At 42.5% G+C, this 25,016-nt stretch carries 24 protein-coding genes; 17 read left to right on the forward strand and 7 right to left on the reverse strand.

What is annotated here, in order from left to right; translation table 11 throughout:
- Nucleotides 1–45: 45 nt before the first annotated feature.
- The 3 genes from AKG39_RS11500 to AKG39_RS11510 are packed head-to-tail and all read right to left on the reverse strand — an operon-like array spanning nt 46 to nt 1,028.
- Entirely contained in the window at nt 46–297 is a 252-nt protein-coding gene (locus AKG39_RS11500) for a DUF3955 domain-containing protein (protein ID WP_050740543.1), read from the reverse strand.
- Nucleotides 298–322: 25 nt separating this feature from the next.
- Entirely contained in the window at nt 323–544 is a 222-nt protein-coding gene (locus AKG39_RS11505) for a helix-turn-helix domain-containing protein (RefSeq protein ID WP_050740574.1), read from the reverse strand.
- 7 nt (nt 545–551) lie between these two features.
- Nucleotides 552–1,028: a DUF2975 domain-containing protein gene (locus tag AKG39_RS11510; RefSeq protein ID WP_050740544.1), complete on the reverse strand. Its 477-nt coding sequence runs from the start codon at nt 1,026–1,028 to the stop codon at nt 552–554.
- A gap of 209 nt (nt 1,029–1,237) precedes the next feature.
- On the opposite strand from AKG39_RS11510, the gene AKG39_RS11515 reads away from it, so the two are divergent.
- Nucleotides 1,238–1,738, forward strand: coding sequence for a ferritin-like domain-containing protein (locus AKG39_RS11515; protein WP_050740545.1), 501 nt, complete (start codon nt 1,238–1,240; stop codon nt 1,736–1,738).
- A gap of 293 nt (nt 1,739–2,031) precedes the next feature.
- On the opposite strand, the gene AKG39_RS11520 is transcribed toward AKG39_RS11515, so the two are convergent.
- Entirely contained in the window at nt 2,032–3,093 is a 1,062-nt protein-coding gene (locus AKG39_RS11520; protein ID WP_050740546.1) for a DUF3089 domain-containing protein, read from the reverse strand.
- Nucleotides 3,094–3,209: 116 nt separating this feature from the next.
- Here AKG39_RS11520 and AKG39_RS20060 point away from each other — a divergent pair, with 116 nt between their 5' ends.
- The 3 genes from AKG39_RS20060 to AKG39_RS11530 all read left to right on the forward strand — a co-directional run bounded on the left by AKG39_RS20060 (nt 3,210) and on the right by AKG39_RS11530 (nt 5,080).
- Nucleotides 3,210–3,350: a hypothetical protein gene (locus tag AKG39_RS20060; protein ID WP_160316175.1), complete on the forward strand. Its 141-nt coding sequence runs from the start codon at nt 3,210–3,212 to the stop codon at nt 3,348–3,350.
- 160 nt (nt 3,351–3,510) lie between these two features.
- Nucleotides 3,511–3,870, forward strand: coding sequence for an ArsR/SmtB family transcription factor (locus AKG39_RS11525; protein ID WP_050740547.1), 360 nt, complete (start codon nt 3,511–3,513; stop codon nt 3,868–3,870).
- Between the two features lie 28 nt (nt 3,871–3,898).
- The gene (locus AKG39_RS11530) at nt 3,899–5,080 is read left to right on the forward strand and encodes an MFS transporter (RefSeq protein ID WP_050740548.1); all 1,182 of its coding nucleotides are present in this window, start codon (nt 3,899–3,901) and stop codon (nt 5,078–5,080) included.
- Nucleotides 5,081–5,308: 228 nt separating this feature from the next.
- Here the strand turns inward: AKG39_RS11530 and AKG39_RS11535 are convergent, their stop codons facing one another.
- The gene (locus tag AKG39_RS11535) at nt 5,309–8,419 is read right to left on the reverse strand and encodes an MMPL family transporter (RefSeq protein WP_050740549.1); all 3,111 of its coding nucleotides are present in this window, start codon (nt 8,417–8,419) and stop codon (nt 5,309–5,311) included.
- A 257-nt stretch (nt 8,420–8,676) separates the two neighbouring features.
- Between AKG39_RS11535 and AKG39_RS11540 the strand changes: the two genes are divergently transcribed.
- On the forward strand, nt 8,677–9,288 hold the full coding sequence (locus tag AKG39_RS11540) for a TetR/AcrR family transcriptional regulator (protein WP_050740550.1): 612 nt from the start codon (nt 8,677–8,679) through the stop codon (nt 9,286–9,288).
- 291 nt (nt 9,289–9,579) lie between these two features.
- Nucleotides 9,580–11,094 (forward strand): cardiolipin synthase, encoded by a 1,515-nt coding sequence (gene cls, locus AKG39_RS11545; protein WP_050740551.1) that lies wholly within the window; start codon nt 9,580–9,582, stop codon nt 11,092–11,094.
- 140 nt (nt 11,095–11,234) lie between these two features.
- Here the strand turns inward: cls and AKG39_RS11550 are convergent, their stop codons facing one another.
- Nucleotides 11,235–13,148, reverse strand: coding sequence for a sensor domain-containing diguanylate cyclase (locus tag AKG39_RS11550; protein WP_050740552.1), 1,914 nt, complete (start codon nt 13,146–13,148; stop codon nt 11,235–11,237).
- Between the two features lie 409 nt (nt 13,149–13,557).
- Here AKG39_RS11550 and AKG39_RS11555 point away from each other — a divergent pair, with 409 nt between their 5' ends.
- The 4 genes from AKG39_RS11555 (at nt 13,558) to AKG39_RS11565 (ending at nt 15,947) form a co-directional block, all read left to right on the forward strand.
- Complete coding sequence (locus AKG39_RS11555; protein WP_050740553.1) at nt 13,558–14,469, forward strand: serine/threonine-protein kinase; 912 nt, start codon at nt 13,558–13,560, stop codon at nt 14,467–14,469.
- Nucleotides 14,470–14,501: 32 nt separating this feature from the next.
- On the forward strand, nt 14,502–14,633 hold the full coding sequence (locus tag AKG39_RS20705) for a hypothetical protein (RefSeq protein ID WP_278277935.1): 132 nt from the start codon (nt 14,502–14,504) through the stop codon (nt 14,631–14,633).
- Between the two features lie 26 nt (nt 14,634–14,659).
- A complete protein-coding gene (locus AKG39_RS11560; protein WP_050740554.1) occupies nt 14,660–14,869 on the forward strand; it encodes a hypothetical protein in 210 nt (69 codons plus the stop codon).
- Between the two features lie 109 nt (nt 14,870–14,978).
- The gene (locus AKG39_RS11565) at nt 14,979–15,947 is read left to right on the forward strand and encodes an MBL fold metallo-hydrolase (RefSeq protein ID WP_050740555.1); all 969 of its coding nucleotides are present in this window, start codon (nt 14,979–14,981) and stop codon (nt 15,945–15,947) included.
- Between the two features lie 204 nt (nt 15,948–16,151).
- On the opposite strand, the gene AKG39_RS11570 is transcribed toward AKG39_RS11565, so the two are convergent.
- A complete protein-coding gene (locus tag AKG39_RS11570) occupies nt 16,152–16,835 on the reverse strand; it encodes a GntR family transcriptional regulator (RefSeq protein ID WP_050740556.1) in 684 nt (227 codons plus the stop codon).
- 280 nt (nt 16,836–17,115) lie between these two features.
- Here AKG39_RS11570 and AKG39_RS11575 point away from each other — a divergent pair, with 280 nt between their 5' ends.
- From AKG39_RS11575 to etfB, 7 genes are read left to right on the forward strand one after another with little or no spacing between them, the layout of a single operon-like run.
- A complete protein-coding gene (locus tag AKG39_RS11575; protein WP_050740557.1) occupies nt 17,116–18,318 on the forward strand; it encodes a CaiB/BaiF CoA transferase family protein in 1,203 nt (400 codons plus the stop codon).
- Nucleotides 18,318–19,106 (forward strand): acyl-CoA dehydratase activase, encoded by a 789-nt coding sequence (locus AKG39_RS11580; RefSeq protein WP_050740558.1) that lies wholly within the window; start codon nt 18,318–18,320, stop codon nt 19,104–19,106. The genes AKG39_RS11575 and AKG39_RS11580 overlap by 1 nt, the downstream gene beginning before the upstream one ends.
- Nucleotides 19,106–20,338 carry a 2-hydroxyacyl-CoA dehydratase subunit D gene (locus AKG39_RS11585; RefSeq protein ID WP_050740559.1) on the forward strand — a complete coding sequence of 411 codons (1,233 nt, stop codon included), beginning with the start codon at nt 19,106–19,108 and terminating at the stop codon, nt 20,336–20,338. The genes AKG39_RS11580 and AKG39_RS11585 overlap by 1 nt, the downstream gene beginning before the upstream one ends.
- 1 nt (nt 20,339) lies before the next feature.
- Entirely contained in the window at nt 20,340–21,464 is a 1,125-nt protein-coding gene (locus AKG39_RS11590; protein WP_050740560.1) for a 2-hydroxyacyl-CoA dehydratase subunit D, read from the forward strand.
- A gap of 4 nt (nt 21,465–21,468) precedes the next feature.
- Nucleotides 21,469–23,037 (forward strand): class I adenylate-forming enzyme family protein, encoded by a 1,569-nt coding sequence (locus AKG39_RS11595; RefSeq protein ID WP_050740561.1) that lies wholly within the window; start codon nt 21,469–21,471, stop codon nt 23,035–23,037.
- Entirely contained in the window at nt 23,027–24,166 is a 1,140-nt protein-coding gene (locus tag AKG39_RS11600; protein ID WP_050740562.1) for an acyl-CoA dehydrogenase family protein, read from the forward strand. Before AKG39_RS11595 ends, AKG39_RS11600 begins: the two co-directional genes overlap by 11 nt.
- A 49-nt stretch (nt 24,167–24,215) precedes the next feature.
- The gene (etfB, locus tag AKG39_RS11605; protein WP_050740563.1) at nt 24,216–25,001 is read left to right on the forward strand and encodes an electron transfer flavoprotein subunit beta; all 786 of its coding nucleotides are present in this window, start codon (nt 24,216–24,218) and stop codon (nt 24,999–25,001) included.
- Nucleotides 25,002–25,016 lie beyond the last annotated feature (15 nt).

Here is a 25,016-nt window from a genome sequence, read left to right on the forward strand (position 1 = left end):
AAAGAGCCTTCTCAGTTCATTGCTGAACATGAGAAGGCTCTTTATTTAAGAAGTGGTATCATTGTTATGAAAGGAGTTGACCCTATATGAATTCTTGTGTTTTTTATATAGGGATCTGATGAAAACAATGAGTCCCGTAATAATGCTCAGGAACAGGAATAAGTAACCCATTGGGATTAAAAAAAATGGTTCCATAAGCGTCCCGTCCGGAGCAACTTCTGATCCGATAATTCCATATGCTACTGCACAGCCGATTCCCAAAACAATGAAAATGAATGGTAAAATATATTTTTTCATGATAACCTCCATAATTATTTATGATTTAACTTGTAACCTTTTGATCTTTTGAATATTCCAGGATATCACCTGGCTGACAATCCAGTGCTTCGCATAATTTTTCTAAAGTCGAAAACCGCACTGCCTTGGCTTTTTCATTTTTAAGTATGGAAAGATTTGCCATGGTTATTCCCACTTTCTGAGAAAGTTCTGTGACACTCATCTTTCGTTTTACCAATAATACATCAATATTGATTTTTATCATTATATTCACCTCACACTGTTAAATCATTTTCGGATTTGATTTCAAGTGCAGTTTTTAGCAGTTCCTGAAGAACTGCCGCAAAAAGTGATATCGATAGTGCCGCAAAAATGATGGTTGCTGCGATAATCAACATTGTGGGATGTAAAACATTCTGAAATCCAAGAATCACAAGGCCGATCCCATATAATATGATTATCCCAATCCCACACTGTTTAATATGGTTTAATGATTCTACACCTAATTCAGAAAAAGCATTTTCACTTTCAATATACTTTAATAGTTTAAATCCTTCAAATAACGCAACAAAAAAGGGGATGGTCGTGATATAGATCCAAATAAGAATTGGATATTTCAAATAACCATACTCCGGATTTATCTCTGTCGAATATTCAGCCAACCACGGCAACCCGAATACACATAGCAAGAGAATAGTGACACCAATAATAACAATAGCCACTTTTAAAAAATTTATTTTTGCGCCTTTCATTGAACACCTCACAATCAATAACTAATCCTAGTATATCGTCTTATATATCGTTTGTCAATATATATATATTGATTAACGATTAATTAAACTCAAAATATCATGAATTAGAATGTTGACATGAAATTGACACAAACCCATATTATAATGATTCCATAATAGGAAACAGCGCTGATAGTTTTCTAACTAATCGAATAAAAAGGAGATAAAAAATGAAACGATTATTAACGACCGTCACATTAATATTAACATTATTTGGAACAACCGGTATTGCCATGGCTGCTGAAACTCCATACGGATCAGCAAGTGCCCTGGCAGATGAAAGTCTCACTTTGAATGAAATGTTGACTTATGCCATTCAGGATGAATATGCAGCGGAAGCCGAATATTCCGAAATTCTCAATATTTATGGTCAAGTTAAACCATTTTCAAGCATCATCAAGGCGGAAACAAAACATATCAGTTCACTGATTCCATTATTTGAAACCAACGGGATTGCAATTCCCATAAATGACGCAGATTCCCATGTGGTTCTGCCAGGTTCACTGAAGGAAAGCTATGTAGTCGGTGTGGAAGCGGAAATAAAAAATATCGCAATGTATGACAGTTTTCTGGAAGAAGATCTTCCAGCCGATGTACGCACCATATTTGAGTCACTGAAAGCAGCATCAGAAAGCCATCTGGCTGCCTTCCAAAGAAAAGCGAATAGATAGGTAAGGGAAGACCATTTAAAAGAACCGACAATATTATGAGCAATTTAAAGGACTGAGTTCGATATCTGAACTCAGTCCTTTTTTACATTGTTCCAAAGACCGTTTAATAAAAAAAAAGCCGTACCGACAACTGATTAACAATTGTCGGTACGGCGGACAAAATAATAAAGTAAGTCCTGGGGATAATGGTAACATCAGTTGTCTGCATCATGGCGAACAGGCGACAGCCTGTACGATCATGCAGCAGACAACGATTTACCATTGTCCCCAGGACGATTACTGAAGCAAACCTGTTATTTATGTTCCTTCAGGTAATTCTGAGCTCGCAGCGCAGCGTTGGCCTGAATATCATAGTAGTAGAAGGGAAAATCAAAGCTATGAAAAACTCCTTTACCGAACATGGCACTTCCCGGAGCAAGCGTCGCCACATCAGCGGTGCTGCAAATGATCACGCCCTTGGCGGTATTAACTTGGGCATCGGCATAGTTGGCCAGAACCTTAAAGGTACCATCGGGATTCGTAACCACGGTGCCATCGGGATTCAATTGAATGGAACCCAGACTTGCGGAAGCAGGTGCCAGGGTTTCATCGGTGGTCCAGCTAATCGGGTTGATGGCCTTGGCGCCGGGGGTAACCACGCCATCGGTGCCTTCAATGGTTGGCGCCTGGGTGTTGTAAGAAATAATAACCCCGGTGTCACCGGCGCCGGTAGCGAATTTAAGGTGCGGATTCTGTGCCAGATAATCATCGGTGACGGAATAGCCAATGACATAGGCGGCGATCATGCGGTCATTAACCTCAGGATGTTCCTTCATATATTCCGACAGGATATAGATCATCACATTGGAACCCTGGGAATGACTGGCTAAAATAAAGGGCCGGCCATTGTTGTAATTTTTGATGTAGTAGTCAAAGGCGGCCATGGCATCGGTGAGAGGAATGCCCTTGACAATATCCTGTTGTTCGCCAACGGACATCTGCAGGGTTGATCCGGCGTCATCCTGGCGATAGTAGGGGGCATATATATTGGCAGTGTCCGAAAAGGCAGTGGCCTGTCGGTTAAAAGCTAGTTTTGACTGGGTTAGCATCACCGGATTGTCAATGTCGCAGACAATCGGGTCGGTTGCATTCACTTTTGCCCAGGCTGATGGATAGAGGTAAAAAACATCCACGTCTTTGTCAAGTTCCGTAGGCACGGTTAACCAGTGTTCACCCTGGCTGTAATCCGTTGGTTGGATAGCCGTGGAAGTTTCCGTCTGAGCCGCATCTTCTTTTTTCTCAGTGCTGCAACTGGTCACAGCTAAAATACAAAATACAACAGCAAGTGATAATAACAGAGCCTTTGTGATTTTCATTTTTTTCTCCTTTAAATTTTAATGTACTTATTAACAATCGTCATAACTTAGAAAAAGATTAGCTATTTTGGAGGATATCATTGAAAATTTGTCATACTCGGTAATGAAGGCTCAGGTTGTATGAACAACTGTCGGGATCATGTACAGTGAAGATTGCCGCCATTAATCTCTTGCCGCGGCTGAGAAATCAGGACGAAACCGAAGTCGTGATTGTGGTCCTTCCGGAGTCAACCCCTGTTTATGGAGAACAGCAATAACATTATCTGATTATTATTCACTGTCAACAGATAGTGAGGATAATATAAGTAACCATTGATTTTATATAGATTAACTTGACAATAATCGAAACGAAGCATATTATATACATATGCACATAAAGGAATGTGTAAGTGGATTAAATTAAGAAAGGAATAGAGAATGGAACAGCTAATCACAATATATAAAATTTTATCCGATGAAACACGACTTCGCATCATCGTTCTGCTTGCACAAAAGGAGTTATGTGTTTGTGAATTGAGTGATATTTTAGCAGTTTCTCAGCCGAAGATATCTAAAAATCTAGGGAAATTGAGGGATTTGAATTTAGTCAAATCGGAGAGAAAAGAACGGTTTGTTTTTTACAAACTAAAAATAGATAATCCGATCTTAAACCGGACTATTAAAAGTATCCTGGACAATCTCAGTGATTATCCTCAGCTTGTATTAGATAAAAGCAGACATATCGATAATGAAAACCTTTTGAATCAATGTTGCAATCATCGAACATCTAAATTATGAAATTCAGAAAATATTAGGAGATTAAAAAATGAAAAACAAGAATAAAATGATTATGATTCTTGGTTTAATGGCATTTTTAGCCAACGGCGATAATTATGCAGCAGCACCCCTGATTATCAACATCGCCAGTGACTTGAATTTAACAGTCAGTGTGGCAGCGATGTCGGTTACCGCCTACATGCTTGCCTTTGGTGTGTTTACCTTAATATTCGGACCGCTTTCGGATCGATATGGCAAGGTTAAGATTATCAATATTGCCGCCATCGGAACCGCGGTCTTCAGTATGCTGGGCGCTTTTGCCTTTAATCTGCCATCACTGATCTTCTTTCGGGCCATGAACGGCGCCTTTGGAGCGGGGATTTTCCCGGTAACCCTGGCCCTGGTAGGCCAGAGTTTTGATGATCAAAATCGTCAAAAGGCAATTGCCAAGGTTATGGGGCTGATGTTCCTCGGTGGGGCCACCGCTACTATTATTGGCGGAACCTTGGCTTACTTTGGATCCTGGCGCCTGGTTTATCTGGTATATGGCATCGCGGAATTAATTATGGCAGTTATTATGTTAAAAACACTCGAACGGGATCAGCCGGTTGTCGATCAGCTCAACTTTATTAAGGCTTACAAGGAGCCCTTGACCAATTACCGGTTTATGCGGCTGGTTCTAGTTATTTTCTTTGTGGGATTTAGCGTCTTTGGCAGCTTTACCTACTCCGGGAAGCTGATTCAGGAGGCTACCGGTTCCAATCTCGTGATGGTAGGTTTGATTTTGTCTCTGTTCGGAATAGGCACAGTTATTGGCGGGCGAATCGCCCCTCGGCTTAGAAAAAAATTAAAAAACGGGTTTCTCGTTTCGGCAGGTGTGATCGGCAGTATATCACTTTTGAGTCTGTCGGCATTTACCAATGTGTGGGTCTTATCCCTGGCCTTATTTGGTTTCGGGATCGCCTTTATCTTCCTGCAATCGACATTGATAACAGCGGTCCAGGAAAAACTGCCTAAAATGCGAGGAACCGCCATGTCCTTGGCATCATTTAATATGTTTGTCGGTGGCGCTGTAGGAACCAGTGTGTATGCTGTGGTAATGCAGAACACCGGACTGGCATCAATTTATTTTTATTCAGCTTTCATCCTGTTTTTTATCAGTATGGTTGCGGCAGTTTTCATTTCAAGATTTGAAATGCGAAAAAAGCAAGGTTGTGAAAATGAAATTTAAGGCGAAATATCAGGGCCTCGGCAGGTAAGACTTCAAATAGAAGTCAATAAATGCGATGGGGAAGATAAGCAAGAAAAAAGAATCTTTAAGAGGCCTGTTGCATTTTGCAACGGCCTCTTTTGTTTTAGTTTAAATAGATTAATGGTTGCCGCAATTATACCCTGTTAAAATGAAAAATACTGGGGCGGGGTCCCGATTATTGATGCTGCTCAATCAGGGAGCTTGATCCTATTGGGGTTTATTTTTAACAGCTAAAGCCACTGGGTTTTCTTTTGCCAACAGATTATCAGTTAGGGCAATCAGCGCCGGAATGACCACCGGCAGCAGCACAAATGCCAGCAGAAATAAACCGATGACCACGCAAATGGCCAGCTCCATCAGGATAACGATATTGGATGGATACAGGGTCGCAAAGGTTCCGGCCAGAATTACCGCGGCCGAGATCACTACGCCGCCGATGTTTCGGGCCGCTAGGACAATCGCTTCCTTGGGTGGCAGCTCCGGATATTCCCGGTAGCGATCCATGAGGAAGATGCTGTAATCAACGCCCAGAGCCGCAATCATCACAAAGGAAAAGAATGGTACATTCCAGGATAAGCCCGCCGCAGCACTGCTGAATAGGAATTTCGAAATGAACGCCGTTGCTGCCAAGGCGGTATAGTAGGCAATCAGCAGAGATCCGACAATGAATATCGGAATCCGGACGGATTTTGTGACCCCGATCAGTAGGATGAAAATGGCCATCAAGACGATGATCTGGGTAAAAACAATGTCATGGGTGGCAACATTTTTCATATCATATGAACTGGACGTGGCGCCGGCAACTCCGAATGTGGCATCGGATAGGGCAGTGCCCGCCAAGTGGTTTTGAACGGTGGTGTTAAGTGTACCGATCAGCGCAATGGAATCCTCGGCATAGGGCTCCGAAGCCAGGGTTACTGTCAGCTTAGTGATTTTTCGGTCCGTTGACATATAGGGATCCAGCATTTTATTAATATCTTCGCCGTTTAGCACTTCATCGGGAATATAAAAGCTTTTGGTGCTGGTCAGCTCGGTGAGAAAATTACCGCTTTTATTAATTCCGTCTGAAATCGAGGTTAAACCGCTGCTGCTTTGGCCGATACCGTCTTTTAACTGGGACATGCCGCTGCTCAGCGTGGTGAGTCCTCCATACAGGCTTTCCTGGCCGGTTTTGATTTCCGCCGCACCACTGCTCAGTTTGGCCATGCTGGCAATTACCAGCTCCTGGCCGGCACTGCCCTGGTTTAAGCCATCCGAAAGGGCGGTTGCCCCGGTTTCCAGATCATTGATGCCCATAACCAGCGGGGATTGGGTGCCGGTAGCGTCGATGAGGGTCTGGAGTCCGCCATTCACCTGGGCAAGACCATTTGTCAGGGCATCATAGTTCCCATTAGCCGAATTCATGGCTGAATTAAGACTTTCCAATGAACTGGAGAGAGTCGCGGTTAACTCGGTCAGAGCTGCCACATCCGGATCATTGGGGAGCTTGGCATCAAGATTATTAATGTTGACCTGCATCATGGCAGTGAGTTGATTCAACTGTTCCGTCGATGTGGCCAGGGAAGCGTAGCCTTCGCCAAGCGTCACGTATCCATCGTTGATTTCCCCAAGCTTTGACGAAATGGCGGTCAGGCCTCCATTGATACCGGATACACCATCTCTGAGCTGAACGATTCCCCCGGCCAGACGGTCCGCGCCGTTGGCCCCGGCCTCAATGCCCTGGTCAATGGCATCAAGGCCAAGGGTCACGGCATCGATGCCGTTTTTAAGCGATCCAGTGCCCTGGGACAATTCCAGTACCGGTGAAAAATCCGGGGAGACCAGGCTGCTGGATATGATCCCCAGTCCGTCGTTTACTTTATTAACCCCATCGCTGGTGGCGGAAAGCCCGTTAACAACGGTTTTGGTCTGGGTATTGGTATACAAATCTGCAATCATGGCGCCCTTTGGCTGGGTGGGTCCCGCAACCGCTTTGACGCCCTCAACGCCTTTGAGTTTTTCAGTTAAATCATCGATAACGCCCAGATCTTCGTTATTATTCATAGCATCGTTATTTTCGATGACGATGGTGGTCTGCATGACCTGTCCTGCTCCGAATTTATCCGCAACCAGGTTAAAGCCTTGCACAGAGGGATCATTGGGACTTAAATCTTTAATATTGTCAAAGGATAACGGGGTGGGACTGAATAGAATCACCGGGGCCAACACCAGCGCAACCAGCAGCAACGAGCGGATCGGGTACCTGACTGAAATCGAGGCCGCTTTTCCCCAGAACCGGCTGTCCTTATGCCCGGTTGTATTTTTTGAAGGCCAGAATAGTTTTTTGCCCAGAATTTTCATGAGTAGCGGGGTCAGGGTGAGCATTTCGATTAACAGCACGCCAATTCCGATGGCAACCGCATTGGCGGACCGATACACCGGAAATTGCACAAAGGTCAAGCTGGCAAAACCCATAAAAACCGTCAAACCGCTGTAAAAAATGGTTTTCCCGGCGGTTTGAAAGCTTTTTAGAATGGCGGCATCAATGGAAAGCCCATGGGCAAGCTCTTCCTTGAATCGGTTAAACAACAGAATATGATAATCTGTTCCGATGCCGAATAACACCAGAATAATGAACATCTGGGTAAAACTGGTTACCGAAAAATTAAACCGGGTAACCAGAATGCCGATGATCCCCATAGAGCATAGATAGGCAACTCCCACGGATAAGAGACTGACAATGGGGGTAACAACCGACCGGAACATGAGGATTAAAACAACGAGGATAAAGCAGATGGTGATGGCCCCGCTTTTTTCAACCCCCTTGGCCACGTCGGTGACATAGTCATTGCCAATGGCCGTGGATCCGGTGAGATAGTGGGTCACCGCCACATCCTCAAGGGCTAAGTCAAAATCTTTAATAACGGTTTGGCTGTCCCGTGACTCCTTTTCAAAGGACACCGGGATGATAAGGGTGGTATTGTCTGCTGAAATCAATTGATCCTTTGCTTCGGGGGTAGCAAAAGGATCGATGATATTAGTGATCTGGAGCTGCGCTCTGTTTTCATTGAGGTGATTGATGCCGTCCTCAACATCCTTCATGGCATCATCCGAAAGCTGATTTTCGTCATTAAAAACCAGCAACAGGGAATCCCCTTTGGAGGTTCCCATTTTATTGAGCATTTCCGAAGCGATAACCGAAGGTTCGCTGTCGGAGATGGTGGCTTCGCCCCTTTGATTGATAATCTGTTTCAGGTCTGGCTGGTTAATGGCAAATAGAACGGTGATGACAATCCATATGGCCAATACAATATAACGGTATTTGAGTATTTTCTGCATGAAGTTCTCCCTTTTAAAGTGATTAGTAGGTAATTGCGAAACTGGCAGCGAAGCTCACGGCAGTTTTGTAATTACCTATAAGTAATTAAGTGTAAAATTAAACATAAATGCAAAATGGAACACATATTGAATTTTGCATCGATCTGTATTATAATCATCTTTATGTTTCAATACAATCATCAGATTTGCAGTTTGTGTACAAAATCGTACAATCGATGATGGTTTGTCTGATATTGCAAATTTAAGGAGTGTTAGCCATGGGAGAAAAAGCAGAATACAAAAGTGCCATCCGTTCACGCCGGCTCATCCGAGAGGCATTCCTGGAATTGATCCAGGAAAAGGATGTGGAAAAAATCACGGTGACAGACATTATTACCCGGGCCGATATTAACCGTGGCACCTTTTATGCCCACTACCAGGATATTCGGGATCTTATGGAGCAGATTGGTAATGAGATCATTGCCAAGGTCATGGGATTTCTGGATGAATTCCACTATCGCCACTTTTTACAGGATCCGCTGCCGCTGTTATCGAAAATCGCGGATTGGCTTGAGGAGGATCTGGAATATTACCGCATCCTAATGAATGCCAGCAAATCCGAAGCCTTTCTAGTCAAACTCAAAGAAATCTTTATCCGGCAGATGGAAACAGACAGTGACATTCCCGAGCATATCAAAAAAACACCGGAATTTTCCATTCACCTGCATTTTATGTCCGGCGGCATTATTAATCTGTATCAGGTCTGGCTCCGGGGCGATCTGAAGTGCTCCCTCCAGGATATTTCACTGGAAATCAAACACATTCTATCCATTTATTCGGGATTATCCGCGGAGAAGTCCGAGAATCCCTGCGATTCTATACTCCAGTAAAAAGACACACCCCCTAATGGTTTTAAAAAACCGTTAGGGGGTGTGTTGTGGTTTAAGCGACTATGGATTTTGAATGGGAGAAAGTTGATTAAAAAGAAGGGTTCAGCACAACATAATTGTATTTTTTTTGTTTGTTATTTCATTTATTTGGTATGAATAGAGTAAACTTGCTTTTGTATGAATGGAGGACTGAAATATGATAATCAGTAAGAAAGTTTTAATCGCCGGCAGTGAACCAGGAGGCACCTGGATGAAAATCCAGGCGTTAAGTGAGAACAAAGGAGAGAATCTATGAAAAATTTTCAAAGTCATACCAGATTTATTGTCAATGTGGTGTTAATTCTGATTCAACTCATCATTTTCGGGATATTGATTTATATATTCAGGGAACGTCTGCTGGCAGGATACTGGATCATTGAGGCCGTTGCCATTATCGTGGCACTTCATATTATCTATCGAAAACTATCCGCATCTTATAAAATATCCTGGATTATTTTTGTGTTGATTTTTCCATTTGTGGGCATTCTGCTCTACCTGCTTTGGGGCGACCGGCGAATATCTAAAAAAAATCTGGTGCGTTTGGATGAGATTCATCAAAACACCTTTGCTGAGCTTGGTCAGAATCCTGTCGTGTATAATTCAATCATGGATCTCGGTATTAAAAAAGAAGTCGATTTAGTCAAACGTCTGGCAGATCTGCCGGTTTGGAAGAACACGAAAACCGAGTATCTGAAACTGGGCGAGATCATGCATCAGGCCAACCTTGACGCCATTAATGAAGCCGAAAAATTTATTTTTCTGGAGTATTTTATTGTGACTCCTGGGAAAATGTATGATGAACTAATGAATGCTCTGTATCGGAAGGCGGAAGCCGGGGTTGACGTGCGCATGATGGTTGATGCCGGAGGGAGTATGACAACCATGCCCAAGAATTTCTTCAAAACCTGTGAAGAGCACAAGATCAGATGCGTGCCGTTTAATCCCTTGTCCGCATCCCTTTATCGCTTTATCAGCTTTCGTGACCATCGAAAAATGACCATTGTGGACGGAAATGTGGCCATTGCCGGTGGTATCAATATTGGCGATGAATACATTAATGAAATCGAAGTCCATGGGCATTGGAAGGATATGGCCCTTCGCATTGAAGGCGATGCCGTTTATAGTATGACAACCATTTTTCTCAATCTCTGGGAATATGTAACCGGAGAGAAGACCGTTTTGGGAGATTACCGGGCCACCAAAGAAAGTCCGAAATCGGATGAATTTGTGATGCCGTTTTGTGACGGTCCGATCAACGAACGAAGTCCAATTGAAAACACCTACATGAATATTTTTGCCAATGCTAAAAAATATATTTATATTACCACCCCATATCTCATTTTAGATACGGATCTCACCAACTGTATTTTATTGGCGGCACGAAGCGGTGTGGATGTCCGGATTATCACCCCGGGAATACCGGATCAAAAAATAGTGTATGCAACAACCCGGGCATTTTATGGGGATTTACTGGCAGAGGGTGTGAGAATTTACGAATATACCCCGGGGTTCCTCCACGGAAAGGTGCTGGTCACCGATGATGCGGTATCCATTGTGGGATCCATTAACATGGATTATCGAAGTCTGGCCTGGAATTATGAGTATGGAACTTGGGTTCATAATTCTGATACAGTAATGGTGATTAAAGAAGATGTGCTAAATATCATTGGCGTAAGCCGAGAGATTTTATATTCGAATTGGAAAAAGAAATCATTCCTTAAAAAACTGGGACAATCTATTTTAAGAATAGCGGCACCTTTGCTGTAAGCTGAGAATGGTAAAATGCAGTATTATGGAATATCTGATTAAAATAAGAAAAGAATCGATTTGAACAGACATTTTTGTGTCTATTCTATCGATTCTTTTTTTCTGCAGTAGTTTTTTTGAACGATCCCGGCGGCAACAAGCTATGCTTCCAGATATTTTACTTGATTTCTACCATCAGACTTCGCATGGTACAGGGCTTTGTCCGCAACATTGACGAGATCTTCATAGGTGGTATTAACATCGGGAGTCATGCAGGATACTCCGATGCTGACGGTGACGCAATCCTTCACCAGCGATCCTTTGTGGGGAATGGCAAGTGCCTCAATGCTTTTTAACAGCATCTGGGCAATATTCATGGCCTCTTCTTTTCGGGTATCCGCTAAAAATACGATAAATTCTTCGCCGCCGTAGCGGACGGCCATATCCGTTGAACGGGGCAGGGAAGTTTTCAGGGTTTCTGAAATTCGAATGAGGCATTCATCACCGGCCATATGGCCATACTGATCGTTGTAATTTTTAAAATAATCAACATCAATAAACTGCAACGCCATTGGTTGTTCATGGCGTAAGCAGCGAAGCCATTCCAAAGGGATGGTTTCATTATATTTACGGCGGTTCCATAAACCGGTCAGCGGATCTTTCAGTGAAATTCTTTGCAGATCCTGATTAATTCTTTCCAATTCAAGGTTTTGCTGCGCCACTTTTTCATTGGATGCGGTTAGGGCTTCTGTCCGCTGAACCACCAGCTGATCCAGCTGATTATTCATTTCGGTCAGCTTTTCACCCATCGAGGTTTTGTATTCCATGGATTCTGAGAAGTTCTTTGCCAGCAAAAATGAATAGGCAATAGCAAAGATCAATTGGCCGGTGGAACTATTGTTATCCCCCTGAAAGATTATTTTCAAAAGGGTCGGCCAGCTCTCGTTGATCCAGCCACTGAGGGTGATAATATCCATGATGCAGGTCAATATTAAAGCCAAACCACCAAGAATAATAAGCCAACTGTCTTTTTTCCGATGCCGGGTTATTTTCACAAGCCGGGTAAACAGATAGCAAATCATCAAAAGGCTCCAAATCTGGTACAGGGGATTGATAACCGAATACACCCAGGTTGGCGTGAAAAGAACCACCACTAAATAGGCACCTGCCATAAATTGAGTGAGTCTGATGATCCTTGGATGGAAATATTCAGGTAAAATCGCCCTGAAAAACATCAGGATCAAGGGTACTCCTAAATAGTACGTAAGGGTTTGTATCTTATAGGCGGTTTCAAAGTCAAAGCCAGGGAAAAGCGTGAAAAAGAAGGTTTCGCCAATCAGCAGGGTTCTGACCGCCACCAGAATGCAAAAGAGTCCAAAGAACAGCGGGGCGGGATCCTTTCTGCGAAAGAAAAATAAAGCCAGATGGTAGATGCCCATCATCATCAAAGCTCCGAATAGGAAAAGCTCGTAGGCAATGCCGTTATAGCGCAAACCAAGGAGCTGAGCTTCATCGCCTAGCTGGATGCTGTTAAGCAGTCCTCCGCTGGGCCGGTAAAAATTGGAGATCTGCATAACGATCTCATTTTCACCCTGCCGGGCTTGGAAAGAAGTAACCTGAGGCAAATATTGGGGAACCATGGTGTCTCTGGTTTGTCCCACTTCTCCGGCAGATGCGATTAAATCGTCATTGACCCAAAGCTTATAGGCGGTGCGCACCTTAGGAATTTTCAGAGCCAGGATTTCATTTTCCGCGGATATAAAACTCAGCCCATAGGTGGCATAGCCATACCCGGAAATTTTTTCGTCAGCCGTACTGTATTTGGTCCAAGAGGATGGAAAATTGACATAGCTGTTCATGGAACCTTGTTCCAATTCCCCGGGTTCCAGAAGCTGATTCCAGTAAAATTTCCATTCGCCGTCTAAAGAGATCACGTCATTTTTCAAATTGTCCTGACCTAAATTAAGAAGACCGTTTTTGGCCTCCTCCTGGAGTTCCGAACGTTGATCAGAGCATCCTCCCCAAAAGGGCAGCATCAGAATAATAATGATAAACAGTATTGTGCGTTTGCGCAAGAGCGGTCTCCTTTCCTAAGGACAAATTGAGTAAAATCAGATGATAAATGCAAAAAGATACATATTTTACCAGTGAAGATGTTTCACTGACAGTCCATAATGCGCGTAAATTGAGGATAAGTTGCGAAAGTTGCCTGAAACATCCATTTGCAATGTCGAATAAGCTTCATTATACAATAGGAACAGATCTCCGTCCAGTTCTGATTTTGCATATTAAGGGCGAAAAAATAGGCAGCAGTCTGTCCGATCTTGCAGCACACAACGATTTACCATTGTCCCCAGGACGTTTTGTGCAACTTAGCTGAAATATTGTGAAAAATAATCAAAAAAACATAAATAGCACTTTTTATGAATGAATTGGTGGGTATATAGAAGCCAATGGTATTTCAGAGGAGGCAAACGGATTGAAATGAAAAAAGAGAAGATTGCCCAAATGGAAGAAAAAATAAAGAGTGTTTTTGGCAGCCGCTACACTATTTTAAAGATGCTGAGGAATGGGGGAATGGGATGTGTTTTTCACGTTCGAAGCAATGAAACAGAGGAGTACGCCTTAAAAGTACTGGATAAAGAAGCCTACGGCAATAGGATCGACTATATGAGCGAATCCGAGGTCATGAAGCGTCTGGACCATCCGGGGATTCCCAAAATCATCGAAGTGACCCAGGATGAATCCTATGTGTATATGGTTTTGGAATACATCCGCGGGGAACCTTTAAGTGCGATCATCAGAAAATGCGGAAAAATTAATGAATCATACATAAAAGTGTGGATGGAAAGCATTGCGTCAACCCTTAATTATCTTCACGGACAGGGTCTGATTCATCGGGACATCAAACCGGATAATATTATGCTGTCCCACGACTGCGAAATAAAAATCATCGATTTTGGCCTGGCCCGTAAAAAAAATGATAGCGATGAAGCGGATAAAAAAGTCATTGGCACCCTATCCTACACAGCACCGGAACGTTTTACTAAAAAACAGGGCACGGTTCAATCTGATATTTATGGATTCGGAGCCACCATGTATTATCTGACCACCGGGACCAAACCGGAAAATATGAAGAGTAATCCAATGGACAGCTATACGATTATGGAGAAAAATTTAAAAGAAACGACATCGTGTCAGATCTATGACATCCTCACAAAATCACTTGCGGTTAAGCCATACCAGCGCTCGGTGAGTTTCGAAGAGATATTGTGTGATTTATCGGAAAAGGAAAATGCAAAGCGTATTGAACAGCATGAGGAATCAAAAAAACAGTCGGTTGCGGTGTTTTTAATACTGGCAGGCCTTTTTATAACCGGACTTTTGTTGAATTAAACAGATTTAGGTTAAGGAGAAAAGTCTGAAAAATGAATGTGCTGAGCTGGTGCTCATGTATTATGACCGGCTATTCACTGCCCAGCACCTTAAACATCAACTGCGAGCCCCTGGGTGACAATATGATTTCAATTAACAACATGGGTTACACATACAGTCCTTGATAATAACTAGTGAATGGAGAAACAAAATGCGGATTAAAAACAAAAAAAGATTTTATATAATGATTATTATCCTGTTTCTGGTAAGTATTATTGTGCTAAGTCTAGCTTTTGGAATTTTTTGGAACACTTTTTTTAACACCGTTTCGGACGAGGCAAACAGCAGCACAGTGGGAACGGACGCGGCCACAGCCATCTTTGAAAAAGACATCACTTTCGAAGAGTATCTGAGAAACTAATCCTATGAATTAAATCGTTAAAATTCCCAAAAGTATCTTATTTTAGCAATACTAATATGATATAATTATTTTATAGAATATTGGAAATTAGACCCTGAAAGGAAACAAAATGATCGAGGAACTATTAAAAGATATCTTTGTAATTAGCATTCCAATTCCCAAAAGCCCATTAAAAAATATAAATTGTTATGTGATCAAGGGGAATGAAAGAAATCTTTTGATTGATACAGGATTCAATAATCAAATTTGCTATGAAGCCCTTACCGCAGGCTTAAAAGAATTAGACATTGATATGGAAAGAACAGATATTTTTATTACTCATTTTCATTGGGATCATTCGGGCTTGGCTTCAGTAATCGCTTCGGATAAATCAAAAATATTTATCAGCGAAATCGATAAAAACATCCTCATTGGTTTAGTAGATTCAAGAAATAGTGTTAAAAAAGCCAATGCATTAGGGTTTCCTGATGGCGAAAAAAACATCAAAAAAATAAGTGATTCCGATGTGATGTATATGCCGTTAAAGCCAGTTAATTACACGCTTTTAAAGGATGGCGATGTCATTGCATTGGGTAATTATAAACTTGAATGCATCATTACACCGGGGCATAGCCCTGGACATTTATGTTTATACGAGAAAAAGCAGGAAATTCTTTTTTCCGGAGATCATATTATTTTTGATATAACACCCAATATTACTTCATGGTTGGAAAATGAAGATTCATTGGGCGCGTATCTCAAAAGTCTGGAAAAAATCAGAGAAATGCCAGTAAAATATACATTTTCTGCCCATCGATCGGCTATTGGTAATTGTTATTCCAGAATTAATGAATTAATCGAACATCATGAGGAAAGGCTTGAAGAGGTCTTGGAAATTGTGAACAGACTTAAAATTACTACGGCATATGACACTGCCACAAAAATGGCATGGTCAGTAAAAGCAGATAACTGGAATGCATTTCCGCCAATTCAGAAAGTGTTTGCGGTGGGAGAAGCCTCAGCTCATTTAGAGCATCTTTTTTTTAAAGGCATGCTAAGGCGGGAATTGACCAATGAACAATATCATTACAGCTTGTGAAAAGTATTCACAAGACTCAAGTTTGTAGTAAAAATAAGATAATATTTCTTAACGCCATGAAGCGAAAAAACGATAAAAATCCGAAGAAATTTTTCGGATTTTTATCGTTTTTTTAATTGCTTAACTGAGAAATGGGGTTAATTGAAAGTGAAACAGAATATTCAGCTCAGCATAAGCCGGTAAAATCGTTTTGAGGCAGGATGCTTAGGGGAGGATAAAATATTCCGGTGATATATCTATATAAACGTTTTTCAAATTGGTAACAGTGTCAAGATGCTGATGAAGGGCTTTCCGTCCCGCAACCGGATGCTTTTCCCTCACGGCATCAATAATCAATTGATGATCCCGAATGATTTGTTCAAATCGTTCTTGATCTCTGAGTTCGAAATTTTTCCAGCGCTTGACATGGACGTATTCATCTTTCAGAAGACTCAGCACATTGCCTCTGCCCACCGCATCCATTAGATTACGGTGAAAGGCAGTATCCGCTTCATTGAAGCGATCAATGGAGATTTCATGATTGATGATTTTCTTCTGGACACTAATATTTTCTTCCAGTTTTCTGATGAGTTCTGTTGTGTCCGAAAAGTGCATGATCCGATGCAAGGCCTCCTGCTCAACGGACTCGCGAATAAATAGGATGTCTTCCACCCGTTTCATGTCAATTAAACTGACATAGGTGCCCCGTTGGGGGTAGACCGTAACTAGTTCAAGGGTTTTGAGCTGGGTGATCGCATTGCGGAGAATGTGTCGTGAGATACCATAAACCTCACACAGATCATGTTCGCTGATGCGTTCACCGGGCATATAGACAAGCGTTTCTATCTTTTTAAATAAATCTTGATAGACCTCTTCGGCCGTTAAAAATTTTCCATTGTTAATATTCATCAAGTAGTTCTCCTTCAGATACGATCAGTAAAAAAGTCACATAGTTTAGATGTGTTTTAAAAGAATATTATACCGTTTTCCAAATTCATTGGCAATCATTTTTTAGTAACTAAGGGAAACCTGGAAAGAATCAGCGTATCGGAGGGGTAGGGAAGATATAAATATATTTAAAATTAAATGTTTACAGTGACTCAAAAATATGTTAAGATGACACAAATTTGAACTTGTTGACAAGTAGACAAGTATACAAGTCGATGAGTTAAGTTAATGAGGAGGAATTATGGGATTAAAATTATTAGAAGGTGTTAAGGTTTTAGAACTGGCTACTTTTATTGCGGCACCAGCGGCAACACGAGCGATGGCCGATTGGGGCGCGCAGGTTATAAAAATTGAATCCATTGGAGGAGACCCCATCCGTTATGTTGGACCGGGGAACAAAATGCCTTTGGATCAGGATGAAAGCCTGGCATTTGACTTTGAAAACGCCAACAAACAAGGCATTGCTTTGAATCTCAAAAGCGCAAAGGGCATGGAAATTTTCATGAAGCTCCTGAATGAAGCCGATATTTTTGTAACCAATCTAAGAAGTCAAGCCTTAGTGAAACTGGGTATTGACTATGAAACCCTTTCTAAAAACAAACCGGAACTGGTATTTGGCCAAGTTTTAGGCTATGGCGCGAAAGGTCCATTAAAAGATAAACCGGGATTTGATTTTACTGCTTTCGCGGCCAGAGGGGGCTATAGCGGAACCTTATATGAAAAAGGAACGTCACCGGTAAATATTGTCCCTGGTTTTGGTGATCACGCCTGCGGGATGTATCTGGCAACCGGTCTGCTGGCTTCCTATATCCATGCTTTGAAAACTGGAAAAGGCGAGAAAGTAACCGTCAGCCTATTCCATGCGGCAGTTTACGGTCTGGCCATCGTCATCCATTCCGCTCAGTACGGAAACCGTTACCCGATCAGCCGTGAAGATATGCTGAATCCGCTGCAGTCAACCTACATTACCAAAGACGAGATCTGGGTGCAGTTGGCGCTGCCGGATTATAACCGCTCGATTGGCAGATTCAGCGCTGTCATCGGTCAACCCGAATTGGCCAAAGACGAACGATACGATACGCTGGCACATGTTTCTCAAAATCCCCAGGAGCTGAATCGCATCATCTTTGACGCAATCAAGGAAAAAACCTTGGAAGAATGCACAAAAATGTTTGATGAAGCCGACCTCTGTTTTGAAATTTGTCAGACATGGGAACAGATTATTGAAGATCCACAGGCCTGGGAAAGCGATATTTTTGAAAAATTGGATTATCCGTCAGGTCCAAAAGTTATGACCAGAACACCGGTAATGTTTGAAAATGCTGGTTTACCGGACTATAAAAAAGGACCGACCTATGGTGGCGACACCAATGAAATCTTGAGCAGTATTGGTTTTACGACTGAAGATATTGACTCAATGAGAGGAAAGGGTGAAATACAATAATACGGACACTGGGGATTGATATTGGCTCAACCACCTCGAAATGTGTGCTGCTGGAAAATGGCGAACACATTATCGGGTCTGAGCTCCTCGTTGCCGGCATCGGCACAATCGGTGCAGGAAAAATCATGGAAGTTGTTTTGAAAAAAGCTCAGCTGACTCTATCGGAGATTGATTTTGTCATGGCGACCGGATACGGGCGCCGAAACTTTGAACCAGCCAACAGCGAACTCAGCGAGCTCAGCTGTCATGCCAAAGGGGTGCTGTTCAAAAACCCGCTGGTGCGGACGATCATTGATATCGGCGGCCAGGATGCCAAAGTACTGCGAATCAACGACAAGGGGATTCTGGAAAACTTCATGATGAATGATAAATGCGCAGCCGGAACCGGACGGTTTCTGGATGTCATGGCCAACATTCTCCAGATCCCCATCAATGAATTGGAAAAAAGTGCTGAATTAGCAGAAAAACCGGCCAAAATATCCAGTACCTGTACGGTTTTTGCCGAATCTGAGGTTATTTCTCAGTTGGCGTCCGGGGAAACGGTGGGAAATGTCATTGCCGGTATCTGCAATTCAGTGGCGAGCCGGGTTGCCGGGCTGGCAAAACGCGTTGGTATCGAAGAAGAAGTTTTTATGAGTGGCGGCGTCGCCCAGAACGGCGGGGTCAGAAAAGCATTAGAAAAAGAATTGAAGGTTCCCATCCAGTGGTCCGAAACATCACAGATGATGGGTGCTTTAGGGGCTGCCATCAGTGCCTATGAACAAGTAAAAAAAGAGAGGTGTATTTAATGAGTAATGAAGTAAAGAAAAAGTATGTACCCGATCCTAATTCAGCAAAGTTTAAATTAGGAAAAATTGCAGCAGATGCCTATGTGGATGCTCAGGCAGCAAAAGACCGTGGAGAACTGATTGGTTGGTGTTCTTCTAACTTCCCGGTCGAAATACCCGAGACATTGGGACTGTCGGTCTGTTATCCCGAAAACCAGGCAGCCGGAATCGCTGCCCGTGGCGGCGGTGAACGGTTATGCAATATCAGTGAAAACGATGGCTATTCTAATGATATCTGTGCTTATGCCAGAATCAATTTAGCCTATGCAAAAACGAAAGATGCGCCGGAACAAAACATGCCAGCACCGGATTTCTTATTATGCTGCAATAATATTTGTAATTGTATGATCAAATGGTATGAAAACCTGGCTAAGGAACTAAACATACCAATGATCATCATTGACATTCCGTTTAACCCGGATTATGACGTATCCGATGCCCAGGTCGCCTATGTCAAAGCGCAGTTCCTAGATGCGATTAAACAGCTGGAAGAACTGACCGGCAAAAAATGGACCGAAGAAAAATATCAGGAAGTCATGGAATATTCCGGCCGGACCAGCCGGGCCTGGTTAGCGGCAACGGCTGAAGCGCGACATACGCCTTCACCATTCAATGGCTTTGATCTGCTAAACCACATGGCGGTCATGGTAACCGCACGCGGTAAAAAAGAAGCCGCCGAGGCCATGGAAGTCCTTGAAAAAGAGTACAAAGAAAATGTGCAGACGGGAAACAGTACCTTCCGTGGGGAAGAAAAACATCGGGTCATGTTCGAAGGGATCGCCTGCTGGCCGTATCTGCGGGCAACATCAACGGGCCTGAAAAGCCGTGGCATCAATATGGTCACAACCATCTACGCCGATGCGTTTGGTTTTATCTATGATGACTTCGAGGGAATGGTTAAGGCTTACTGCAATGTTCCCAATGCCATGAACCTGGAACATGCCCGCGATAAACGGGTGAAACTGATCAAGGACAACCATGTTGAAGGTTTACTGGTTCACACCAATCGCTCGTGTAAATTATGGAGTGGCTTCATGGCTGAAATGAGTCGCCAGATCTCAGCTGAATGCGAAATCCCCCATGTAGCATTTGATGGGGATCAGGCTGATCCGCGAAATTTCTCAGAAGCGCAATATGAAACCCGCGTGCAAGGTTTAACCGAAATAATGGAATCAAAAAAGGGAGGCTGCTAAGATGTCGAATTTAAAAGAAAAATTACAAGCATTTCATGAAATTGCATCCTCACCAAAGGAACAATTAAAAAAATATCTGGAACAGAATAAAAAAGTTGTCATTTGTGCCCCTGTCTACACCCCGGAAGAAATCGTCCACGCAATGGGAATCATTCCCTTTGGCACTTGGGGAGCTGACATTGAAATCAAAGAAGCGAAAACCTATTTTCCGGCGTTTATCTGTTCAGTGATGCAGTCGGTATTGGAATTGGGCATCCGCGGCGATTTTGACGGTGCCTCAGCAATCATTATCCCGTCACTGTGTGACTCATTAAAATGTCTGGGGGAAAACTGGAAATCTTCGGTTGAGAATATTCCCTTTATTCCCATGGTCTATCCCCAGAATCGTAAAGCCGACTTTGGAAAAGCCTTTACCAAGGCCGGGTATGAACGCGTGATTGCGGATTTGGAAAAAGCCACTGGTTTAAGTTTCGATGATGCCAAGCTGACAGAATCCATTGAAATCTATAACGAACACAATGCCGTGATGCGACAATTGTCCGACTGTTTAAGCGATTATCCGGAAATCACGGCGGCTGATCGCAGCGCCATTTTCAAAAGTGCGTTCTATCTGGAAAAATCCGAACATACCGCATTGGTAAAAGGCTTGCTCAGTGAACTGACCAACACTGAAAAAACAGCGAACAATAAAATTAAAATTGTCACAACCGGTATTCTGGCTGATGCGGCTGATCTGTTGAAAATATTTGATGATAACAACATGCAGATCGTTGCCGATAATGTCGCCGGCGAATCAAGACAGTATCAGGTTGATGCCAAACCCGCCGAAACTAGCCTGGATAGTCTGGCCGGTAAGTTTGCGGAGATGGATAACTGTTCAGTCCTCTTTAATGTCGACAAGGCCATCGCTCAGTATACCGTCGATCTGGTAGCAAAATATCAGGCCCGTGGCGTAATTTTCGTCATGACTAAATTCTGTGATCCCGAAGAATTTGACTATGTCATCATTAAGAAGGCCTGTGCCGAAAAGAACATTCCCTTATTGCTGATCGAAATTGACCGTCAGATGACCAACTACGAACAGGTCAGAACCGCTGTCGAAACATTTAAAGAAATACTAAAATAAGGCAATGGAATTAAAATCAATAACGATTATTGAGCAATTTTATGAGGTTTTAAAAGACAAAAAAGACGAGATTGCAGTTGTCTATGAAAATGAATCTTTTTCATGGATAGATATTGATTTGATTTCAGACAGAATTGCCATTAATCTTATTGATGATAATATTGGTAAAGATGATCACGTGGCTTTATGGAGTTATAATACACCGGCGTGGATTTGCTGTTATCTTGCCATTGCCAAAATTGGGGCTGTTTCAGTATTGATAAATCCGAAAATAGTAACCCATGAGGCCAAATATTTAATGGAGTTTGGCGATGTGGATTACATATGTTATGGCGACAACCTTAAAGGAAACCCATCAGAAATAATCACAAAAACATATCCCTGCAAATCAATTGGAAGAGAATCATTTCATAGTTTATCAAAATTAGCGCCCTTGTCAGAATCCGATAGAATAGTACTCCAGAGCAGAGAAGATCAAGCAGAAAGCCATGATATGGCAAGTATGCTTTTTACTTCAGGCTCGACGAGTAAACCTAAGGGAATTTTACTGAGCAATTATCAGCTGATCAATATAGCCAGGGAAGCGGTCGAAACAATGCAATGGACAAAGAATGATAAATTCTGTCTAGCACTACCATTATTTCATAGTTTTGGTTTATCAACTGGATTACTGGCATCTTTAATACACGGCGGGAGTCTTTTTTTAAACTCAGTCTGTAAAACAAAATCGATAATGGAGGTGATCGATAATAATCAATGTACCGTATTAAATGCTGTTCCTTCTCAATTTTTAGCAATTATTCATCATAATGAGCGGGAAAATTATTCTTTGAATTCACTGAATTCAGGAATCATTGCAGGGTCAACGGTCTATCAGCAAGATTATTTGAAAATCATCGAAAACTTAGGCATTTTACATTTAATGCAGTCATACGGCCAGACTGAAGCGTCACCAAGTATCACTTTTCCAAAGTATGAAGATTCACTGGAGCTGCGTTCTAAAACTGTGGGTAAAAAAATCAGCAATATCCAATTGCGTATTGTAAGCATGGAGTCCGGCAAACAATTAGCAGCAAATGAACCGGGAAAAATAGAAATTTCCGGCTATAATGTCATGCATGGTTATTATAAAGATGATGTTGAATCAAATAAAGTGTTGTCTAAAGATGGCTGGCTGCAAACTGGGGACATTGGTTATCTTGACCGTGAAGGCAATTTATATGTCGTCGGCAGGATCAAGGAGCTGATTATTCGATCGGGTGAGAATATTTCACCAAAAGAAATAGAAGAAATTATCCTTTTGAATGAATATGTCCATCAGGTAAAAGTATTTGGTATTCCGATGTCGATCGTGCAGGAGGAGATTGTTGCCTGTGTAGAGTGCCCCACTGGTAAAACATCAGTTGAAGAGATAAGGGAATTAATAAAAGAGCATCTGGCAGATTACAAAATGCCAAAATACATCATAATATATAAAAAGTTTCCTCATAATGCCAGTTTTAAGATTGACGTAAGGACAATGAAGGAAGATCTTTTATTAAAAATTCAAGAGGAGCGTAAAAATGATTTTTAACGAACAGCATGAGTTAATTCGTAAACTGGCGAGAGATTTTGCCAAGAATGAACTTACATCAGACGTATTAGATAAAATTGAAGAGACCGATATATTTCCGGCAGAACTCTTAAAAAAAATGGGAAAAGCGGGGTTCTTCGGGATTAAAATTCCCCAGGAACTGGGCGGATCCGGCTCTGATCATCGCGGTTATGCGATTGTCATGGAAGAAATCGCCAGAGAAAGCGCAGTGGCAAGTCTTTATGTTTCTTCACCGAATTCCCTTGGCGGCGGTCCATTATTACTGTCAGGAACCGCTGAACAATTAGAAAAATATTTAAAACCGGTGGTAACCGGCGAAAAAATTCTGGCCTTTGCATTAACTGAGCCGGGCGCCGGTTCTGATGCGGGCGGGATGACAACGACGGCGGTGGAAGATGGCGACTGTTATGTCTTAAATGGACGAAAAACATTTATTACCATGGCACCTTTCTCAGATTATGCGGTCGTTTATGCAAAAACAGACATGAGCAGAGGGACAAAAGGGATTACCGCATTCATTATCGATATGAAAATGGATGGCGTTTCCTGCGGCAAACCAGAACATAAAATGGGATTAATCGGATGTGCCACCAGTGACATCATTCTGGAAAATGTTCGGGTATCTAAAGCAGATATGCTGGGCGAACTTAATCAGGGCTTCACCAATGCTATGAAGACCCTGGATGTCGGCCGTATTGGCGTTGCGGCACAGTCAATTGGGGTGGCTCAGGCGGCATTGGATGCGTCGATTCAATATGCAAAGGACAGAAAACAATTTGGCAGACGAATTGCCGATTTCCAGGGGATCAGTTTTATGATTGCCGACATGGCGACCAAACTGCAAGCTGCCAAACATCTGGTTTATGATGCCGCTTACAAAAAGGATACCAATCAGAATGCCACCACGGCAGCTTCCATGGCCAAATATTTCGCTTCAGAAATTTGTAATGAAATTTGTGCCAAAGCGGTCCAAATACATGGCGGTTATGGTTATATGAAAGACTATCGGGTTGAGCGTCTTTACCGGGATTGCAGAGTATTTACAATCTACGAGGGCACATCACAAGTCCAGCAAATAGTCATCGCAGGACAGTTGCTCAAGAAGTAAAACTGATGGGAGCTGGAAACAAATCGGGATATAGAGGAGATTGTTAAGTATGAAAATATTAGTATGTGTAAAACAGGTACCGGATACCAACGAAGTTAAAATAGATCCGGTTAAAGGAACATTAATAAGAGAAGGTGTTCCCAGTATCTTAAATCCAGATGATGCCAATGCGCTGGAAGCAGCCCTGGCGATAAAAGATACCGAACCAAATGTAACAGTTTCAGTCCTAACCATGGGACCGCCACAAGCAAGCGAAATGCTGAGAGAATGCCTGGCAATGGGAGCCGATGATGCTTACCTGCTAAGCGATCGCGCATTTGGCGGTGCCGATACCTGGTCGACTTCAAATACTCTTGCCGCAGGTATCAGAAAAATAGGCGATTTGGATATTATTTTTGCCGGCAGACAGGCAATTGACGGAGATACCGCCCAAGTGGGCTCGCAGACAGCGCAAAGATTAGATGTTCCGGTTGTTACCTATGTCCAGGATATTGAGTTACAGGGCGATAAAGTGATTGTTCAGCGTCAGATGGAAGATGGCTATGAATTGATTGAAGTCGCAACACCATGCCTGCTGACCGCTGTAAAAGAATTAAATGAACCGCGATATATGAGCATCTCCAATATTGTTAATGCCTGCAAGAAGGAAATTACGGTATGGGGACACGAGGATATTAACTTGTCACCCGAAAACTGCGGCTTAAAAGCTTCGCCAACCCAAGTATTTCGTTCCTTTACACCAGCTTCAAAAGGTAAAGGCGAGATGCTTAACGGAACGGTTAAAGAGATGAGTACCAGTTTGATTTCAAAATTAAAAGGGTTACATGTAATATAGAAAGGACATGGTAAT

The sequence above is a fragment of the Acetobacterium bakii genome (assembly GCF_001263355.1).
In the GTDB taxonomy this organism is placed as follows: domain Bacteria; phylum Bacillota; class Clostridia; order Eubacteriales; family Eubacteriaceae; genus Acetobacterium; species Acetobacterium bakii.

Coding starts and splice junctions, on each gene's coding strand:
- AKG39_RS11500 (WP_050740543.1), bottom strand. CDS start 297: ATGAAAAAATATATTTTACCATTCATTTTCATTGTTTTGGGAATCGGC.
- AKG39_RS11510 (WP_050740544.1), bottom strand. CDS start 1,028: ATGAAAGGCGCAAAAATAAATTTTTTAAAAGTGGCTATTGTTATTATT.
- AKG39_RS11515 (WP_050740545.1), top strand. CDS start 1,238: ATGAAACGATTATTAACGACCGTCACATTAATATTAACATTATTTGGA.
- AKG39_RS11520 (WP_050740546.1), bottom strand. CDS start 3,093: ATGAAAATCACAAAGGCTCTGTTATTATCACTTGCTGTTGTATTTTGT.
- AKG39_RS11525 (WP_050740547.1), top strand. CDS start 3,511: ATGGAACAGCTAATCACAATATATAAAATTTTATCCGATGAAACACGA.
- AKG39_RS11530 (WP_050740548.1), top strand. CDS start 3,899: ATGAAAAACAAGAATAAAATGATTATGATTCTTGGTTTAATGGCATTT.
- AKG39_RS11535 (WP_050740549.1), bottom strand. CDS start 8,419: ATGCAGAAAATACTCAAATACCGTTATATTGTATTGGCCATATGGATT.
- AKG39_RS11540 (WP_050740550.1), top strand. CDS start 8,677: ATGGGAGAAAAAGCAGAATACAAAAGTGCCATCCGTTCACGCCGGCTC.
- cls (WP_050740551.1), top strand. CDS start 9,580: ATGAAAAATTTTCAAAGTCATACCAGATTTATTGTCAATGTGGTGTTA.
- AKG39_RS11555 (WP_050740553.1), top strand. CDS start 13,558: ATGAAAAAAGAGAAGATTGCCCAAATGGAAGAAAAAATAAAGAGTGTT.
- AKG39_RS20705 (WP_278277935.1), top strand. CDS start 14,502: ATGAATGTGCTGAGCTGGTGCTCATGTATTATGACCGGCTATTCACTG.
- AKG39_RS11560 (WP_050740554.1), top strand. CDS start 14,660: ATGCGGATTAAAAACAAAAAAAGATTTTATATAATGATTATTATCCTG.
- AKG39_RS11565 (WP_050740555.1), top strand. CDS start 14,979: ATGATCGAGGAACTATTAAAAGATATCTTTGTAATTAGCATTCCAATT.
- AKG39_RS11570 (WP_050740556.1), bottom strand. CDS start 16,835: ATGAATATTAACAATGGAAAATTTTTAACGGCCGAAGAGGTCTATCAA.
- AKG39_RS11575 (WP_050740557.1), top strand. CDS start 17,116: ATGGGATTAAAATTATTAGAAGGTGTTAAGGTTTTAGAACTGGCTACT.
- AKG39_RS11585 (WP_050740559.1), top strand. CDS start 19,106: ATGAGTAATGAAGTAAAGAAAAAGTATGTACCCGATCCTAATTCAGCA.
- AKG39_RS11590 (WP_050740560.1), top strand. CDS start 20,340: ATGTCGAATTTAAAAGAAAAATTACAAGCATTTCATGAAATTGCATCC.
- AKG39_RS11595 (WP_050740561.1), top strand. CDS start 21,469: ATGGAATTAAAATCAATAACGATTATTGAGCAATTTTATGAGGTTTTA.
- AKG39_RS11600 (WP_050740562.1), top strand. CDS start 23,027: ATGATTTTTAACGAACAGCATGAGTTAATTCGTAAACTGGCGAGAGAT.
- etfB (WP_050740563.1), top strand. CDS start 24,216: ATGAAAATATTAGTATGTGTAAAACAGGTACCGGATACCAACGAAGTT.